General features: G+C 56.6%; 19 protein-coding genes and 3 pseudogenes. 9 read left to right on the forward strand and 13 right to left on the reverse strand.

Annotated features, from left to right (window positions below; genetic code table 11):
• Positions 1-4: 4 nt before the first annotated feature.
• Together minD and minE are read left to right on the forward strand one after the other, a co-directional pair.
• Positions 5-817, forward strand: coding sequence for a septum site-determining protein MinD (minD, locus tag QRN85_RS18745; RefSeq protein ID WP_062585963.1), 813 nt, complete (start codon positions 5-7; stop codon positions 815-817).
• Positions 814-1,074 (forward strand): cell division topological specificity factor MinE, encoded by a 261-nt coding sequence (gene minE / locus QRN85_RS18750; RefSeq protein WP_062585961.1) that lies wholly within the window; start codon positions 814-816, stop codon positions 1,072-1,074. The genes minD and minE overlap by 4 nt, the downstream gene beginning before the upstream one ends.
• 64 nt (positions 1,075-1,138) lie before the next feature.
• Here the strand turns inward: minE and QRN85_RS18755 are convergent, their stop codons facing one another.
• The gene (locus QRN85_RS18755; RefSeq protein WP_062585959.1) at positions 1,139-2,335 is read right to left on the reverse strand and encodes an MFS transporter; all 1,197 of its coding nucleotides are present in this window, start codon (positions 2,333-2,335) and stop codon (positions 1,139-1,141) included.
• 114 nt (positions 2,336-2,449) lie between these two features.
• Between QRN85_RS18755 and QRN85_RS18760 the strand changes: the two genes are divergently transcribed.
• Positions 2,450-3,295, forward strand: coding sequence for an AraC family transcriptional regulator (locus tag QRN85_RS18760; RefSeq protein WP_284759734.1), 846 nt, complete (start codon positions 2,450-2,452; stop codon positions 3,293-3,295).
• Here the strand turns inward: QRN85_RS18760 and QRN85_RS18765 are convergent.
• Positions 3,278-4,201 (reverse strand): choline sulfate utilization transcriptional regulator, encoded by a 924-nt coding sequence (locus QRN85_RS18765; protein WP_284759735.1) that lies wholly within the window; start codon positions 4,199-4,201, stop codon positions 3,278-3,280. The genes QRN85_RS18760 and QRN85_RS18765 overlap by 18 nt on opposite strands.
• A gap of 94 nt (positions 4,202-4,295) precedes the next feature.
• On the opposite strand from QRN85_RS18765, the gene QRN85_RS18770 reads away from it, so the two are divergent.
• Positions 4,296-5,249: a choline ABC transporter substrate-binding protein gene (locus tag QRN85_RS18770; RefSeq protein WP_284759736.1), complete on the forward strand. Its 954-nt coding sequence runs from the start codon at positions 4,296-4,298 to the stop codon at positions 5,247-5,249.
• A gap of 14 nt (positions 5,250-5,263) precedes the next feature.
• The gene (betC, locus tag QRN85_RS18775; protein ID WP_113218296.1) at positions 5,264-6,778 is read left to right on the forward strand and encodes a choline-sulfatase; all 1,515 of its coding nucleotides are present in this window, start codon (positions 5,264-5,266) and stop codon (positions 6,776-6,778) included.
• A 467-nt stretch (positions 6,779-7,245) separates the two neighbouring features.
• On the opposite strand, the gene QRN85_RS18780 is transcribed toward betC, so the two are convergent.
• On the reverse strand, positions 7,246-7,497 hold the full coding sequence (locus QRN85_RS18780; protein WP_284759737.1) for a hypothetical protein: 252 nt from the start codon (positions 7,495-7,497) through the stop codon (positions 7,246-7,248).
• 126 nt (positions 7,498-7,623) lie between these two features.
• Positions 7,624-8,136: a cupin gene (locus QRN85_RS18785; protein ID WP_113218295.1), complete on the reverse strand. Its 513-nt coding sequence runs from the start codon at positions 8,134-8,136 to the stop codon at positions 7,624-7,626.
• A gap of 161 nt (positions 8,137-8,297) precedes the next feature.
• On the opposite strand from QRN85_RS18785, the gene QRN85_RS18790 reads away from it, so the two are divergent.
• Complete coding sequence (locus QRN85_RS18790) at positions 8,298-8,606, forward strand: hypothetical protein (protein WP_113218294.1); 309 nt, start codon at positions 8,298-8,300, stop codon at positions 8,604-8,606.
• A gap of 24 nt (positions 8,607-8,630) precedes the next feature.
• Here the strand turns inward: QRN85_RS18790 and QRN85_RS18795 are convergent, their stop codons facing one another.
• Positions 8,631-8,870 carry a BrnA antitoxin family protein gene (locus QRN85_RS18795; protein ID WP_062585942.1) on the reverse strand — a complete coding sequence of 80 codons (240 nt, stop codon included), beginning with the start codon at positions 8,868-8,870 and terminating at the stop codon, positions 8,631-8,633.
• 366 nt (positions 8,871-9,236) lie between these two features.
• Between QRN85_RS18795 and QRN85_RS18800 the strand changes: the two are divergent.
• A pseudogene (locus tag QRN85_RS18800) lies at positions 9,237-9,449 on the forward strand (nucleotidyltransferase); the annotation flags it as partial.
• A gap of 210 nt (positions 9,450-9,659) precedes the next feature.
• Here QRN85_RS18800 and QRN85_RS18805 read toward each other — a convergent pair.
• A pseudogene (locus QRN85_RS18805) lies at positions 9,660-10,459 on the reverse strand (site-specific integrase); the annotation flags it as partial.
• A gap of 256 nt (positions 10,460-10,715) precedes the next feature.
• On the opposite strand from QRN85_RS18805, the gene QRN85_RS18815 reads away from it, so the two are divergent.
• Positions 10,716-11,309 (forward strand): recombinase family protein, encoded by a 594-nt coding sequence (locus tag QRN85_RS18815; RefSeq protein WP_284759739.1) that lies wholly within the window; start codon positions 10,716-10,718, stop codon positions 11,307-11,309.
• A gap of 255 nt (positions 11,310-11,564) precedes the next feature.
• A pseudogene (locus QRN85_RS18820) lies at positions 11,565-11,853 on the forward strand (integrase core domain-containing protein); the annotation flags it as partial.
• 230 nt (positions 11,854-12,083) lie between these two features.
• Here the strand turns inward: QRN85_RS18820 and QRN85_RS18825 are convergent.
• From QRN85_RS18825 to QRN85_RS18855, 7 genes are all read right to left on the reverse strand, one after another.
• Complete coding sequence (locus tag QRN85_RS18825; RefSeq protein ID WP_284759740.1) at positions 12,084-12,566, reverse strand: type VI immunity family protein; 483 nt, start codon at positions 12,564-12,566, stop codon at positions 12,084-12,086.
• Positions 12,567-12,856: 290 nt separating this feature from the next.
• Positions 12,857-13,000 carry a hypothetical protein gene (locus QRN85_RS18830; RefSeq protein ID WP_284759741.1) on the reverse strand — a complete coding sequence of 48 codons (144 nt, stop codon included), beginning with the start codon at positions 12,998-13,000 and terminating at the stop codon, positions 12,857-12,859.
• Between the two features lie 14 nt (positions 13,001-13,014).
• Complete coding sequence (locus QRN85_RS18835) at positions 13,015-14,007, reverse strand: type VI immunity family protein (RefSeq protein ID WP_113218291.1); 993 nt, start codon at positions 14,005-14,007, stop codon at positions 13,015-13,017.
• A gap of 9 nt (positions 14,008-14,016) precedes the next feature.
• Positions 14,017-15,153: a DUF4150 domain-containing protein gene (locus tag QRN85_RS18840; protein WP_284759742.1), complete on the reverse strand. Its 1,137-nt coding sequence runs from the start codon at positions 15,151-15,153 to the stop codon at positions 14,017-14,019.
• Positions 15,150-16,217 (reverse strand): hypothetical protein, encoded by a 1,068-nt coding sequence (locus tag QRN85_RS18845; protein ID WP_113218289.1) that lies wholly within the window; start codon positions 16,215-16,217, stop codon positions 15,150-15,152. The genes QRN85_RS18840 and QRN85_RS18845 overlap by 4 nt, the downstream gene beginning before the upstream one ends.
• Entirely contained in the window at positions 16,214-17,239 is a 1,026-nt protein-coding gene (locus tag QRN85_RS18850; protein WP_113218288.1) for a DUF2169 family type VI secretion system accessory protein, read from the reverse strand. Before QRN85_RS18850 ends, QRN85_RS18845 begins: the two co-directional genes overlap by 4 nt.
• Positions 17,240-17,244: 5 nt before the next feature.
• Positions 17,245-17,493, reverse strand: a complete 249-nt coding sequence (locus tag QRN85_RS18855) for a hypothetical protein (RefSeq protein WP_284759743.1) — start codon at positions 17,491-17,493, stop codon at positions 17,245-17,247.
• Positions 17,494-17,514: the final 21 nt, after the last annotated feature.

Raw genomic sequence — 17,514 nt, forward strand, 5'->3', positions numbered from 1 at the left:
AAGGATGGGGAAGGTAGTCGTCGTTACTTCCGGTAAAGGAGGCGTTGGCAAGACCACGTCAACAGCCGCGCTCGGTGCAGCGTTGGCACAGAAAAAGGAAAAGGTCGTCGTCGTGGACTTCGACGTCGGTCTGCGCAATCTCGATCTCGTCATGGGTGCGGAACGCCGCGTCGTTTATGATCTGGTCAACGTCATTCAGGGCGATGCAAAGCTGCCGCAGGCGCTGATCCGCGACAAGCGTCTGGACACGCTGTTCCTGCTGCCAGCATCGCAAACCCGCGACAAGGATAATCTGACGCCTGAGGGCGTGGAGTGGGTCATCGGCGAACTCAAGAAGCATTTCGACTGGGTTATCTGCGATAGCCCCGCCGGTATCGAGCGCGGTGCAACGCTTGCCATGCGTCATGCGGATGTTGCCGTCGTCGTGACCAACCCGGAAGTGTCTTCCGTCCGCGACTCAGACCGGATCATCGGCCTGCTCGATTCCAAAACGCTCAAGGCTGAACGCGGCGAGCGCATGGAAAAGCATCTGCTCCTGACCCGCTATGACGCGGCACGTGCCGAACGTGGCGACATGCTCAAGGTCGAAGATGTTCTGGAAATCCTCTCCATCCCGTTGATCGGCATTATCCCAGAAAGCATGGACGTTCTGCGTGCATCGAACGTGGGTGCCCCTGTAACCCTGGCCGACGCGAAATCCGCGCCCGCCATGGCATACTTCGAAGCCGCACGTCGTCTTTGCGGCGAAGATCTCCCCGTTGTTGTGCCCGGTGAAAAACGCGGCATCTTCTCAAAGATTTTCGGGAGGGCCGCATGAGCATCTTCAGCCTTTTCCGAAAACAGAAATCGGCGCCGCTCGCTCGCGAACGGCTTCAGGTCCTGCTGGCCCATGAGCGCAACGGCGTTGGCAATGAGCTGGTAGCTGTCCTGCGTGAGGAAATCCTCGCCGTCATCGCCAAGCATGTGCAGATCGATAGAGACAAGGTTCATGTGACCATGGACAGCGACGAGCATGTCTCGCTTCTGGAGATCGATGTCGAAATACCATTGAGCGCAAGTCTTCGCGCCGCGTGAACATCAACATGACGAAAAAAAGCCGCCGGGATGCATGTCCCGGCGGCTTTTCATTTCCCTTGATCTATCGGTGGTTTGGCAACCGCGGCAGGAAAACCGTGAGCAGACCAAGCAATGGCATGTATGAGCTGATACGGTAGACGAATTCTATGCCTTCCCGGTCCGCAAAGACGCCAAGCACAGCTGCCCCGATGCCACCGAAACCGAAGGCAAAGCCGAAGAACATACCCGCAATCAATCCCACGCGTCCCGGCACGAGTTCCTGGGCAAAGACCACGATAGCCGAGAAAGCCGACGAGAAGATAAAGCCGATCAGGACAACGAGTGTAATCGTCCAGAAAAGATTGGCATAGGGCAACATAAGCGCAAACGGGATGACACCGAGGATCGAAAACCAGATGACGATCCGTGAGCCGAAGCGATCACCAATCGGGCCTCCGAAGAACACGCCCGCTGCGGATGCACCGAGGAAAAGGAACAGCAGCAACTGCGCATCCTGAACCGAAAGCCCGAACTTCTCGATGGTGTAGAAGGTGAAATAGCTGGAAATGCTCGCAAGATAGGCATTCTTCGTGGCGGTCAGGATCAGCAGAACGACCAGCGTGATCAGCACCTTGTTTTTGGCCAAGGGCAGGGCGCGACTGACATGGGCGCGGCCCGCTGTGCTGCGGCGGTGACGGCTATACCAGACGCTGACCCATGACAGGACGGCGAAACCGGCAAGCGCGATCAGCGAGAACCAGCTGAGGCTCTGCTGGCCGTAGGGAAGAACGATGAAGGCCGCCAGCAGCGGTCCGATCGCCGTTCCCGTATTTCCACCGACCTGGAAGAATGATTGCGCCAATCCATGTCTCCCGCCGGAGGCGACACGCGCAACCCGTGATGCCTCGGGGTGGAAAATCGCAGAACCGATGCCAATCATGCAGGCGCCGATCACCAGAACCGGAAAGCTGTGAGCAAAGGCAAGCGTGATCAGGCCAGCGCAGGTGGACAGCATGGCGACAGGCAGGGAAAACGGCATCGGCCACTTGTCGGTCGCAATACCCACTGCTGGCTGCAGAAGTGAGGCGGTGACCTGGAATGCGAAAGTCAGCAGTCCAATCTGGACGAAATCCAGCGCGTAATTTGCCTTCAGCAACGGATAAAGCGACGTCAGCAGGGATTGCATGATGTCGTTGAGCATGTGGCAGAAGCTCGCCGCCGCAATAATGGAAAAGGTCGTTCTTTCGGCATTGAAGCTCGTGCTGGTCACACTCGCCATGGGTCTCTCTCCAGATATCATGCACGGATTGGAATTTGGTTTTTCGGTCCTTGTAGCCGCATTGTCCTCGGCCTGCTTTTGTGCTGTGGTCTAGTTTTTACGAGAGTGGGCCAAATGAGAGACGGTTCGTCCCCAGTTGTGGAGTTTCCAGGCGACCATGAGCAGGACTTGATGCTCGATTTTATCGATGGCAACAACGAGTCTCTGGTGGCGCTTCGCCGCGTCTATCAGGACGGGTTCAAAAGCTCTGTCCACTCGCATAAAAAGACGCAACTGTGGTTTGCCCGCAGCGGCGTCGTCATCGTCAGCTCGGGCGACGGCCGCTGGATGCTGCCGCCGGGCCACGGCCTTATCATTCCCGCAGGATTGCTGCATTCAAGCGAGGTCGTCAGCCAGGTTGAAATGCATTCGGTCTATGTGCATTCGGATTTCATCAATCCGGCCAGACCGCGCGTTGTCGAGGTTACCGTGCTTGCTGAAAATCTCATCGCTGAGCTGTTGCAAGATGAGGATGCCATACGAAAGGGTGAGCGCAGGCGCGCACTGGTCATGGAATTGCTGATGGATGAAATAAGTCATTTGCCTGAAAAGCCGTTGGGACTTCCTTTCCCGTCCCACCCCAGCATCGCGGCCCTTTGCCGACAGTTCCTTCGCGCTCCCAAAGCCAATGCCAGCATCGATGATTGGGCACAGACGCTGGGAATGAGCCGCCGGACGTTTACCCGTATGTTCCGCATAGAGACGGGAGTAAGCTTCGTGACCTGGCGACAGCAGGCCTGTATTTTCGCCTCGCTGCCACGCCTGGCAAGCGGAGAAACCGTCACGAATGTCGCGCTGGATGCGGGCTATGAAAATGTTTCCGCCTTCACCACCATGTTCCGGCGGATGCTTGGCAGCTCCCCCAGCGCCTATCTCAAGTCTTCCGGAATGCGAGATGCCCTGTCAGCCGCCGCCTCCTAAATCCACGTCGTCCCGGCCTGCATGTGTAAGAAGCCAATCGACCAGTTTCTGGGCGGCGGACTGCCGGTTTTGTGGGTGTACCAGCCAGTAGCCCCTTTCCGGTGCCGAGAGCACAGGGCCGACACCAATCAGCGCGCCACTCCTGATCAGTTCATCCACAAGGCCGGACCAGCCAAGTGCAAGGCCCTGACCCTCGATGGCCGATTGGACGACCAGTGAATAGGTATTGAAGCTGATGTCTCCTCTTCCCTGGCCCAGGCTCCGGTCGATTCCGATGTCGGTGAGGTAGCTGCGCCAGTCGAACCATGTGGAAGCCCAGGAACTGTCGAGGTGGATGAGCTTGGATTGAGCGAGCTTCTTCGGCGTGATGTTTTTAGGCGGGCAATCCAGGAAACCAGGCGCGCAAACGGGCCGCACCTTCTCGGGCAGCAGCAGCGTTGCATTATTCCCTGCTTCTACGCGGCTCCCGAAAACAATCAGCACATCGTCACGATCCGTATGATGTTGTCTGGGATTTTGGGTCGCGGCAATCTGGATGTTGATCTCGGGGTAAAGTGCGCGAAATTCCTGCATACGCGGGATGAGCCATAGCGACGAAACGGCGTAGTCGGTGTGGATCCGTATGGTTGGCCGTTGCGGTGCCTTGAACTCGCGTGCCATTTGGTCGATTTCGCAGACGTTGCGCTCGACGACGGCCAGCAGTCGTGCTCCCTCTACCGTCAATTCGACTCCGCGATGCTGTCGCTTCAAAAGCCGGATGCCAAGCTCCTCCTCCAGACGGCGTATTTTGTAGCTGATGGCGGGTTGCGTCAGCCCAAGCTCTTCTGCGGCTGCGGTGAGACTGCCCTTTCTGCCGATTTCTACCAGCATCCGCATCCATCCAAGGTCGATTGGTCTCTCAGCCATAAAAATTCCTTTTGTCAGGCATCAAAAAATATCCGCTTCACGGAAGAGATCAATCTGTTGATGTTTTATTTTTTCCAAACATGAGGAGACGGCAATGCAGGTGAAAAAGCGTTTAAGGCAGCTCACATCAGGCCTCGTTCTTCTTGCTGGCGCGTTTGCCGGCTCAGCCCAGGCCGCGGACGACGCTGCCTGCAAGACCATTCGCATGAGCGATCCCGGCTGGACAGATATCACCGCGACCAATGGCGTCGCATCCGTCCTGTTCGGCGCATTGGGCTACGAGGCCGACGTGAAGACACTTTCCGTGCCTATTGGCTACCAAGCCATGAAAAACAAGGAGATAGACGTTTTCCTCGGCAACTGGATGCCCGCACAAAAATCTTTCATCGATGATCTGAATTCTGCAAAAGCCATCGAGGTCGTCGGCCAGAACCTTGAAGGTGCCAAGTTCACGCTGGCCATCCCGTCCTACATGGCCGAAAAAGGTATTAAGAGTTTTGCGGATCTTGCCAAGCACGCAGATGAATTCGATCGCAAGATCTACGGCATAGAGCCCGGCGCTCCCGCCAACCAGAACATCCAGAAAATCATAGCAGACGAGAAATTCGGACTGAAGGACTGGGAGCTTGTCGAATCCGGTGAGCAGGCGATGCTAGCGCAGGTGGCGCGCGCCGAAAAGTCGAAAAAGGGCGTGGTGTTCCTGGCCTGGGCTCCCCATCCGATGAATGAGAGCTTTTCCATCGAATATCTGGCTGGGGGCGATGATTATTTCGGGCCGAACTTCGGTGGCGCCCAGGTTTACACGCTTGCGCGCACGGGCTGGACGGCGCAATGCCCCAACGCCACGGCCCTGTTGAAGAACCTCAAATTCGATGTCGGAATGGAAAACAAGCTGATGGGAGACATCCTGGGTGGCCAGACCGCGCAGGATGCGGCTAAAGCGTGGTTGAAGGCCAATCCGGGCGCCATCGACACCTGGCTTTCGGGCGTCATGACGCTGGATGGCAAACCGGGTGCGCCGGCAGTCAAGGCCGCTGTTGGTCTGTAATACGGAGTAGATGCATGGCGCGTCAGAATTTTCTTATCCTCATGGTCGATCAGTTGAACGGAACGTTCTTTCCCGATGGACCTGCGGATTTCCTTCACGCGCCACATCTGAAGCAATTGGCGAAGCGTTCCGTGCGCTTCGCCAACACCTATACGGCAAGCCCATTATGCGCGCCCGCTCGTGCATCCTTCATGTCCGGCCAGTTGCCCAGCCGTACGCGCGTCTACGATAATGCGGCCGAATTCGCCTCAGACATCCCCACCTATGCGCATCATCTGCGCTCTGCCGGATATTACACCGGGCTTTCCGGCAAGATGCACTTTGTCGGGCCGGATCAGCTTCACGGGTTTGAGGAGCGGCTGACAACAGACATCTATCCTGCCGATTTCGGCTGGACGCCCGACTATACCAAGCCGGGGGAGCGGATTGACTGGTGGTACCACAATCTGGGTTCGGTCACGGGCGCGGGTGTTGCCGAAATCACCAATCAGATGGAATATGACGATGAGGTTGCCTATCACGCAACCCGCAAACTGTACGATCTGTCACGCGGGCTGGACGACCGGCCCTGGTGTCTGACCGTCAGCTTCACCCACCCGCATGATCCCTATGTCGCGCGGCGCAAATACTGGGACCTTTATGAAAATTGCCCCGCGCTTGATCCACAGGTCGGCCCGTTGGATTTCGATGAGCAGGACCCGCATTCACAGCGGCTTCTGCAAGCCTGCGATCACAGGGCGTTCGATATCTCTGCCGAAGAGGTCAGGCGCGCAAGGCGAGGGTATTTCGCCAATATCTCCTATATCGATGACAAGATAGGCGAAATTCTCGATGTGCTGAAGCGGACGCGAATGGATGAAAACACCACGATCCTGTTTTTGTCGGATCACGGAGACATGCTTGGCGAACGTGGCTTGTGGTTCAAGATGTGCTTCTTTGAAGGCGCGTCCCGCGTCCCGCTGATGCTGTCCACCCCTGAATGGGCACCCGCCCGGATCGATCAGCCGGTATCGACGCTCGATGTGACGCCAACCCTGTGTTCGCTCGCCGGACTTGATATTACCTCGCTGAAACGATGGACGGATGGCGAAGACCTGACCGGGCTCGTAAAGCAGACCACCGGCCGCAGTCCTGTGCCGATGGAATATGCGGCGGAAGGATCGATCGCTCCCCTGGTTGCCATACGCGAAGGGCGCTACAAGCTTTGTGTGTGCGAACAGGATCCACCGCTGCTGTTTGATCTCGAAGCAGACCCACAGGAAAGCGTCAATCTCGCGGGCGATCCCAGACACGCGCAGCTGTTGAGTTCGATGACGCAGCAAATCCGAGATCGATGGGACCTCGCAGCCTTTGATGCCTCGGTCCGCGAAAGTCAGGCAAGACGCTGGGTGGTTTACAAGGCGCTGCGCAACGGCGCCTATTTCCCGTGGGATTATCAGCCCCTGCAAAAGGCGTCGGAACGCTACATGCGAAATCACATGGACTTGAATGTTCTGGAAGAAAACCAGCGATACCCGCGAGGCGAGTAGCACACGGGTCCGCCCGGCTGCCCAATTGCACGGAATCGTCAAAATGACATTGCCCAAACATCTCTGATGAGGTATCCAAGCCCCGTGAAAAAATGAGAAATGTCTACGTAGCTCAGCAGGATAGAGCACAGGATTCCTAAATGTAATTGGGGGTTATGGTCGGAAACGCCATAATCGATCTGCTCAAAGTCGGGGAAAGCTTCGTTGCACTCGCAACATGCCAATCCCGAGCCAAGCTCCGGGCGAAAGCCCGTTGAAGGTGTAGAGACTGGATGGGCAGCGCCTAAAAACCGAAAGGTTCATGGCGAAGGGACAGTCCAGACCACGAACGTCTGCGGACGGCGGCTAAAGCCGAAGTGGTATGAATCCTGGGGTCGGAGGTTCGAATCCTCTCGTAGACGCCACTCACATTTTGCCGGACTGTGTACACAACAAGAAGTCCGCACCACCGCACCAGCCACCCCCGCTTACTTCGCCTGTCCAAGGTCTTTCAGCAACGCCTCTATTTCCTGCGAAACAGGCACATCCGGCGGGCGGTCCAGCTTGGCGCGCTGGCGATAGGAAGGGGTCTTCACATACCAGTCGATCAGGGCTGATGCCACTTCCACCGCTCTCTCATCAGTTTTGCTGACGTCGTTTTCCTCACACCAGGCGGTGTGAAACCGGTCAATTTCTTCAAGGTCTTGAGGAGAAATCAGGGGAAGAGAAGCGTTGGCCACGCGAGAATCCATTTTGCACCGCATTTGAGCAATTTTCGGCTAGTGCAAAACAACAAACCGCGTGGCCGTTTGTTCCGTCAGCCCATCACCCATCTTCGTGAAACCCTTTATTTTCCAAGCCCATCATCACCGCATGGTGCTGGCAGCCGTCTCCTGCCACAGCGTAATCAGACCACCAGATGAAGCCAGAACAGGATCGCTGTCTGGTCGGGGTAGCGCCGCAATCGTGGCCAGCATCGCGGCGGTCGGCGCATCGCGCTGAATATCGGCACTTTGCCCGGGCGGATAAGCGCCAACAACCTGAAACTCCGGCGAGCTCTCAATGTTGCGATGCCCCGTTCCCGCAGGCAGTATCAGGCAATCTCCCTGGCTCACATCCAGCACAGGCCCATCCGGCCCGCCGAGTTGAAGCTTGGCGCCCCCACGGCCCACGCCCAGAACCTCATGCGCCTGGCTGTGATAGTGGTGATAATCGAAAACGCCGTTGCGCCAAATGCCCGTCCACCCGCAGGCAGCAAAGACAGCCTCAAAGTCAGCAGAGCCACCGGCCAAATCAATCTGCCGGTAGATGATGACGGGAAAATTCGGGTTGTTCGGCACCCAGTCGCTCTTGGGCAGCATAAAATGTTCAGTCCGCATGTCGCATCCTCACCATCGCCTTCGCAAGATCATCGCCTGCGAGAGATAACCATCGAAGCCTGATGCGGTTCGATCACATGCAAAATGAAACGAAAGCCACGTCTAATATCCGCCCCCACCCATGCTTGACGTATCAGGCGCGGCTGGCATTCTCATGAAGCATGAGCCTGACGACAGATATCATTGGTGAACTTGTTCGAGATGCCAACCGCATGGAGCGCCTGAATGCGTCCCAGAAGCGCAACATTCTGCAACGCGCTGTGGCAACCATTGAAAATTTGCGCGAAGCCGCAGGCATACCCAAAGGCCCCGGCCACGATACCCTCGCAGATATCAAGACAACCGCCTCAGCGGCAGAACACGGCTTGGCTGATGATGCGCAGCTGCGGGAAACGTTTCTGCAAGCCGCCGGAATGATCCGAGACCTGCACATCGTCCTGGATAGCGGCACAAAGGTGTCTCTGGTCTAAAACCAGAAACGACCCGCCGCCGCCTCAAGCCTCCTCGTCGCCCTGCGCCAACATATGCGCCCGTAGAACATCGTTCATCCGCTCCTGCCAGCCGGGGCCATCTTCTTGAAAGTGCGCCAGAACATCGCTGTCAATCTTCAGGCTCACCAGTTCCTTGGTCCCGGGAATAGCCCGTTTCTCCACGGCAGGAGCCGCGACCTTCTTGGGCGCAGAAAACAAGGCTTCGGCTGCGTCTCGTGGGTTTAGCGGTCTGCGGGGTGCCATGGGGTGCTTTCTAAGGGTTGGTGAACCCGCAAGCCAGCGAGTCACAAATGCTTGCGTTGCTTCCACTATCGTCCGGCAGATGCCGCTCCGCAAGGCGGTTCTTGCCCGCTGAGATCGAGAGCGGCAGCCGAGGCGGCAGAATTGAATGCTTGGACCACCTGGCAAACAGCAGTTTCGAGATTGGCGCGACCCGCCACAAGCCACCAGCATCGTGAAACCACCCGCAGCCGAGCCGGTTTGCGCCGCACCACCCAACACCACGAAACGGCCCTTCCCGAAACCGGGATTGTTCTGCTAAGGCAGACAGGCGGTCGGGGCAGGTGAAGCGTTCCCCTGCCACCTTTCGGGAGTTGCAAGGATTGTGAAATGGACATCGAGCGTCTGAGCCATTTGCCCGAAAAGAAGCGCCGCGAATTGCAGCGCATCGCGCAAATCCTGTTTGATGAATTTGACGAGTCCCTGGAAACCAAGCTCTCGGAAAAGGCCAAACGCGGACGCATCTTGAAGCTCATCCTCTTCGGCTCTTACGCACGCGGCAACTGGGTGGAAGATAGAAAAAGCGGCTACCTCTCGGATTATGATCTGCTCATCGTCGTCAATTATGAGCAGTTTGCCGAAAAATATGATGCCTGGGAAAAAGCCGCCGCACGCTTCGCGCAAGAGTTTGAAATCGCCGGACACCTCTCCGCGCCGGTCAATTTCATCGCGCATTCATATCAGGAGGTAAACTCGATGCTGGCAAGGGGCTGGCCCTTCTTCCGTGCATATCGCCCGCGATGGCATCCCGCTCTACGAAGCCCCCGGCCATCCGCTGGCCTCACCAAAAAATCTGGCGCCAGAAGAAGCGCGGGCCGAGGCGCGATGGCGTCGTCTGTGTATACCATACGTGGTGGCGGGCGGAAACTCCCCCGGCTCCAGCCCGGCCATAACCACACGCTGTTTCAGGATCGCGTTGATGGCGCCCGGTTCCAGCGCATGTCTGGACAGATTTCCCCAGCGATCGATCTTGCGGAAAATGCTTCCGCTATCGATGCGCGCGGCTGTCATCCATGCATTCAATGCCTCGACGGGCCGCCCCGTTAGATAAACAACATCGTCGTTTTCACTTCCGGAAGTTTTTGTCCGGCCGAGATGCATCGAAAGCGAGGGGAGGGGAGGTGCGTTGTCGACCGCAATCGGGGCCTCGACGGTCAACTGCTCTTTGCGCAGTCCAGCGATTTCGCTGCGCCGACGACCACCGGAGGCAAACGCCACCATCAAAATTGCCCGGTCACGGACGTCGCGCAGGCTATCGGTGCTACAGGTCGCAAGGAGCTTTGCCAGGACGTCACCGGTCACAGCCTTAGCGCTTTTGCGTTTTCGCGGACGGGGCGTGGCCCGGACCGCCAGCCGGATCGCCTGCTTGAGGGCAGGGGAGGCTAATACCCATTGATGGCCGCGCCATTTCGTTAGCGTCGACCACTTGCCAACCGTCTGCGAACCGTATCGGGTGGGTGAGAACCAATGGATTTCAGAAAGCCTTGCTCGCGCAGGAGATGATAGACGTTCTGCGGCATGCCATGATCACGATCAGTGATACGCTTTTCGGGATGGATGCATCGATAATAAAAGTCATCAACGACGGCCCTCGTCGCGCCATGACAAGATCTCTTCATTCGTCGATGGCATCGCCCGTGATCGTGCGGCGCGGACTTCGTTCATCAACAGTTGCAGATCGCTCTCCTTAGGGATCCTCGGCATGCGAACAATCGGGTCGTTGCCACGCGAAATAATCACATCCTCACCGGCTTCGACCGGCACCAGCAGTCTAGTCGGCATTCTAATATAAGTGTGGGACAGATCCCAATGCTGCGCACTTTCGTCTATGACCGCGTTTCGACGACCGGACAAACAACTGAGAACCAGATAAAGGAAATCGAAGCCGCAGGCTTCCAGATCGAACCACGCAGGATCGTCGCGGAGACAGTTTCAGGCAGCACCGCCATTGCACAGCGTCGCGGGTTTTCCCGGCTCATGGACCGCTCGGAATCGGGTGACAGTCTAATTGTCACGAAGCTTGATCGGCTCGGCCGTGACACGATCGACGTCAGCACCACCGTCAAGCTGCTCGCGCAAATAGGCGTGAAGGCCTACCGTCTCGCTCTGGGTGGTGCTGATCTCAATAGTTCCTCCGGTACGATGACTATGCAGGTTCTAAACGCCGTCGCGCGGTTCGAACAGGATTTGCTGATCGAACGGACGCAATCAGGCCTCAGGCGGCCAAAGTTCGAAGGCAAGACCCTCGGGCGACCTTCCACATTCAGCGATGGACAGAAGCAGGACGTGCGTGAGGATCTTGCAAAAGAAATGAGCGTTTCTGCCATCTCCCGGAAATTTGGAACCAGCCGCCAGACCATCATGCGAGGACGTGACGAGAGTTCACGGTCCGTTCGACCTTAGCGTACAATTCCGGACTACTCTTGTTCTGCCCCCCCCTTACCCGACGCGGACAACTGACTGAAGCGTTCTTACGAGATATAGTTGAGTAGAGTCCAATCTCTGCGCGTCCTTTCCAAGGGGAGGGGCGGTCAGTATACTAAAGTGCTCGGCAGGCTCTGAAGGGAGCATGGCAAACGGCAGGGGGTCCCTATGACGATAAGCACGATAACGCTTTAATATTTCTCACGTTGACGGGTCCATTTCTGTATCACTGATCACAGTTATGTCGAGAGTTTCAACGGCCGCATGCGCGACGAGCTGCTCAACGAGCGTGTTCTTTGGGCTTGATCATGCCCGCAGTGCCATCGCGGAATGGGCTGACGACTACAACAATTTCCGGCCGTTTTCATCGCTCGGATACCGGACCCCGGCCGACTATGGAGGGATCATCGCCGCAACCGGCTCCAACGCTACGCAATGTGTGAGCTACGCGTTTCCGCCGGTTGCTCACACCACGCCATATGGCTTATCGAAAACCGGCGAGGCTCTAATCGCACCCGGATGAAACTTGAGTGGCAGGTCAAAGTAAATACAATGGCTTGCGGGCGTGGAAAACCCAAATAGGTTTACTTGGGCAGCTAAACGTGTTATTTGGCCTCAGTCGGAACTGACGCTATCTTAGCGTACGATTTTGAACTGCCCTTGTTCTGTCCCCGACCACCCGAGCGCTCACCACCATCGCACCGGCGTGTCCATTATTCGGTGTACTCCATGTTATCGACATCATGTGGCGCTCTAAGATAGGCGCTCCCAGTTTTCATAACGCAGGGGCTTGAGAAAATCGTTGATTGCGCGGTAGGCCGCGGGCACGCACCCTTTGTTCAAGTCACCGAGCACAGGCTGCTCTCCGGCCTGGAAAACGACACCGCCCTCGTAAGGGTGGAGGATGGCTTCCTCAGCAAGTAACGTTCGTGCCTTATCAATGCCGCCAACCCGCTCGAGCAGCTCATCGTTGACGGCCGTCAGCCACTTCACATCGCGGATCGTGTCCGTCCTGTCTCGTATCGCCAATCCAAAACGCGCGACATCCTCGTAAAACAGCCCGGGAAACCTGCGAAAATGAGGGTAGGCTTTTGCCGTTGCACCCGACGCGTAGGAATAAAAAAAGAGCGAAAAACCCGATACGGCGTAGAAAACCCGCAGATCGCGGCAGGCGTTAACGAAAAAACAGACCAAACAATCCCGATGCGCGACAGCGCCGATAGCCTCGTTTGGCACATAAGGTGTCCATTGCCACCGCGATAGCCGACGCCGGGAAGAAGGGCAGTGAAGTAGTCGTGGACCGGATCCGTCGAACGCAACGCCTGTTTTGGCATATGCCTTAAATAGAAACTCGCCGTCTCCTTGTCGTCGTAATAGCCGCCCTGCAACAGATATTCCTCGATCTGTTTTCCTGCTGAAATACGACATGTCCGCTCATTGAATGACAATAAATTGGTGTTACCCTTTGCCAGATCGTAATAACGCAATGCCAAACCGAGCATGGATTGGCGTATTTGACGCGTTTCTCAGTCCGCAAAATAGAAGCCGGAGGTCAGCCCAAACAGCCATTGGATGGTATTGTCAGGGGGCAAACCGATTTCATCCAGTTTTTCGAGTTCACCTCGCGCCTCAAGGATCGCCATCGTGGTGATGAGTTCGTTTAAATTCATGAGGCTTAGCAAGCTCAACGTTCACCATCGTCAAACCGATGCATCCACCATTGCGTATACTCCATCTCGTCAACACCGTAAGGAGCTTGTAGATAGGGGTAATCCCAGGCCTCGTAACGCAGGGGCTTGAGAAAATCGTTGACTGCGCGGTACGCAGCAGGCACTCGCCCCTTGTTCAAGTCGCCGAGCACAGGCCGGGCACCCGCTTGGAAAACGACGCCTCCCTCGTAAGGATGGAGGACAATCTCGTCTCCCAGCACATCTCTTGCTTTTTCAAATCCACCGAGCCGCGCCAGCAGTTCGTCGTTGATGGCTGTCAACCAATTCACGTCTCGGATCACATCGGTGCGACGCAATATTTCCAACGTGAAATTGCTGCCATCTTCGTAAAGAAGGCCTGGAAACCGACGAAACAAGGGATATGCCTTCTCAGTCGCACCTGCCGCATAGGAATAGAAGAAAAGCGACATGCCGGACACTGCATAAAAAACCCGAAGATCGCGGCAAGCGTCAACAAAGAGGCGAACGACGCCGGTTGGATTGCGTGACAATTCCGATAGCCGCGTCTGATACATCAGCCGCCCGTTACCACCGCGGTAGCCAACGCTTGGAAGAAGGACAGTGAAGTAATCGTGAACCGGATCGGTCGAACGCAACGCCTGCTTTGGCATGTGCCTGATATAGAAGCTCGCGGTCTCTGCCTCGTCAAAATATTCATCTTGTGACAGATAATTCGCGACGTCATCCCGTGACGAGATACGGCGTACACGCTCGTTAAAGGACAACACATTTGCGTTGCCTTCCGCAAGGTCGTAGTAACGTAGCCCCAAATCGAGCATGGCTTGGCGTGTACGCCTTGTTTCACCATCCGCAAAATAAAACCCTGACGTCAGGCCAAACAGCCATTGAACAACATTGCCAGGCGGTAAACCGATTTCGTCCAGTTTTTCGAGTTCCCCTCGCTCTTCGACGTTCGCGACAACAGCGACCAGTTCGTTCAAATTCATGACATCATCCTACCAGCTTGGCACGGGCGGGCGGCGCCCGCCAGGGATCCGGGGCCCGGGCAACGGAAGCCAGATCGGCGGAGCATTCTCAAGCCCCTTTTTCAGCTGCCGCCATCGTTCTTCGGCTTCCCACTGGCGTTCCTGTTCGCGCTGTCTCACAGATTCTTCGCAATTGTCGCACTCATCCAACACCACGAACTCCCTGTAACGAGCTCTGTACCGTCTTGCGATAGCACGATAAGCATCATCCTTCGCCGCATCATTTGGAAACTTGTCACCCGGAAACTTCATGTCGTACGTATGGGTCATCTGGCCGTTCTCGACTTTCACCACATCAAGCCAGCGGGAGCCACGCACATTGAACCATCGCGTACCGCCCCAGGGCGCCCTGCGGGGAACCTTGGGAATGTCGTATTCCTCTCCTTGGAGGATGACATTTCCGGGTGGTTTGTCCGGGAATGTGTTGCTTGGATTGTTCGGGTCCCAGAATCCAAGCTCGGAAATATAGCCATAATTGGTGCGCGGATCGCCGACCGGCATGCTGCCGCCAAGAACCGTGTTCGGATATTGTGCCTGGATCGTCGCGTCGACACAGCGCTGGTAGCGACCGGGGCTCGCCTCGTCGTCGCGCGGCAGAACCTCGTCCATCCATTCAAGCCCCTCGGTAACGCTGTTTCTCGGGCGATGCAGCGCATAACAGCGGCAGCCCACCTCGCAGAGATAACGTTCGGGATGGCCTTCGGGCAGGTCGGTCTTGTAGCCACCGACCGATACGGTGTTGCCCCTGTTGAGGAGCATTTTGTCGGTAAGGCGCGTCACTGCGCGGCCTTGCATGAACACGTTGGGAGACCAGGACAGAAAGGTGGCCTCATGCAGATGCGTACCGGATTTGACACCTCCGGACGAACCGGGTTCGTCACCTATCGATTTGGAGAACCGGGAGCCGCGCACGCCATTCATCGCCCCACCGTGCGAAAACACCGTGGTGGTACCGTTGGCGAGGTCGCGGGCGAATGCGGTGTTCGTATACGGCACAGGCACAGGCTTGGGCGGGGTGAGGCATACATCCGGCAGAGTCGAGCGAACATAGCCATTCGAGTTTTTGTGGCAGAGTGTAATCCCATTGATGCGGATTGTTTCCTTCATGTGTCTATCCTGCCGGTTTCAATGTCATGCTGGACGCTTTCCACGATTGTCGCCGCTCTCAACCCGTTACGGGAACTCGCGGACAGAAGGGTGTAGAGAAATTCCTTGCCGCCCAGCTCTGCCTTTTCTACGGTCAATCTTGGCGCGGACCCAAGCGCAAGCGCGGTCATTACAAGCCCGCTTGCGGATCCAAGGTCACCCAGCTGAAGCGTCGGGATTTCCGCTCTGTCAGACAGGTCGGCCATTTTCGCAGCATTGGTTGTGATCGCGTATCCGAATTCCTCGGCGCGGACACGATCACCATTCAAATCAACAATGAAGCGGTCCGGAGAAAAGCCGCCTTCGAGGAGGGTTCCATAACAGCTCGCCAAGGCGCGCCCCATCAATCCGCGTTCGGGATCAACAGGGCTCTCAGGCTCTTCCATGATCGAAAGGCGCGCAATCCGGCCAAGCCGCGTTTTGTCTTCCGGTCCTAGCGCGATCACAGCAGCCGCTTCACCGGGAACCATGCCGTAAGGATTGTCCCGTGTCAGCAGCTCCCCGTGATAGGCCAGACTGTCGAGCATATCCGAGTGAATATAGCTGTCAACAACCGCAACAAGGACAACTCTTCCTGTTCTCCTTACGATTTCCGGACCATCCTTACCAACAAGCTGCAGACTTTCTGCCTGTCCGCCGAAGGAAACGGAAAGGGTCTTCACCGGCGCAAGTGGGGTTTTCTGGAGCTTGGCCTCGAAGGCCTCCGCGACGGTTCCGCCTTCCATCCAATAGGGCAGCAGCAGAAGCATTGCATAATCGGCGCTTTCCTGCCCACGTTGCGCCAATTGGGCAAGGCAATCAGCAAGCGCGCAGGAGAGTAACTTGCGCAGCCGCTCGACATAGTCCCTCTCTTCCGTCAACGGATAGACCGGCGCTAGGGTCGGTGGTTGCCCGTCCGCCATAACCAGGTTGCGGTCCTTCTCGGTGAACCGTTCGCCGCTCGAATAGGCGGCAGTTGCCGCTTCAAAATCTTTGCCCGCGGGACATGTCAGACCAGCTGCTAAGATCGAAACCGCTGCTCTCATGAGATGACCCCGGCCATTTGCCTCAGTCGAAGGAAAGACACCTCGACGTCCTGATCGCGCCCACCACATGGCACATGGGCGTTCCAGACCATATCTACCAGTCGCTCATCACCAGTGATTTCTACCTGAATAAGCTTAAACCTGTGCGTCAACATTTTGCCAGCGATCCGCGTATCCGCCTCAAGGATACATTGCGGAAGGCGAAATGCATAACTGCCTTCTGGATGAAGCCCTTCCAGACGGACCGGTTCGCCACCACGCAACTGGCCGGGATAGATTTGATCGATCGGAGCGGTCTGGTAAAAATTCTCCGAGAAATCGGCAGGCAAAAGCGGCGACCGGTGTTTCATCCACGCGTCATCATAGGTCCCGGCGTGAATACACCGCGCTGCCCAGGCCGGCTGAATCGCGCCGAAGCCGAACGGCTGCGAAAGCGGACGGTCTGGATCGAAGACATCGGTAGGAGCCGCGATCTGCGGCATAATCACTTCTGTTCCCTCCGGCGCGCGGTCGAAATGCCGGGACCAGCCGCGGCCAATGGGATTAGCTTCGCACGCGTCGCCATCGTCATAAGAAAAGGGATCTTTTCCGCCGAGCGACCGCGTCCATGACAGTTCAACACGTGAGGCCCTCTCTCTTTCGACAGTCTCCCACCCACGTTTTTTTTTGATCATGCGCGCTTCGCCCGTTACGACGGCCTGCTTAGTCATTATGCCGACAGCGACCATTACATCGATACGGTCCAGGGCCTTCTCGTCCTTCACAACGGCTGAGCCATGGAGAAGAATATCTGCGGCGGGCCTGAACGGCGCAAAATCAGCATCCGCGAGGAGCTCATTTGCACATTCATCACGATAGGCCGGCGAGAGCCGGACAGGCTGTGGTTCAAGAAGATCTGTCATGCCATCGGCACGCGCGCGAAACCGCCCGCGCACGGCGACACACCAATATTCCTTTCCATCGCGGTCTCGAACGAAGTAACCGTCCGCGGAGAAAGGCGTGTTGTTGCTGACAGCCCACATGCTGGTCAGTTCAGATCGATATAGGCGGCGTCCAGCGCGATATTCTGGCGAGCCATTTGGATAATTTTTTTGCCTTCCACCCTCACAACTCCATCGGAACCCAATGAAATACGGGCTTCGCCGTTGCGAATCGTCAGCGTACCCGAACCATCAAGTTCGATCATCGTTGCGAGTTTCAAAAGCTTGCCAAACGCGTCGTCCGGCAATGGAAGAACCTCTTCCAAAAGCATTTTACGATCAGAGATCTGATTCATATTGTGGAAACTCCCTCTAAA

It is taken from the genome of Agrobacterium sp. fls2-241-TYG-188a (genome assembly GCF_030209845.1).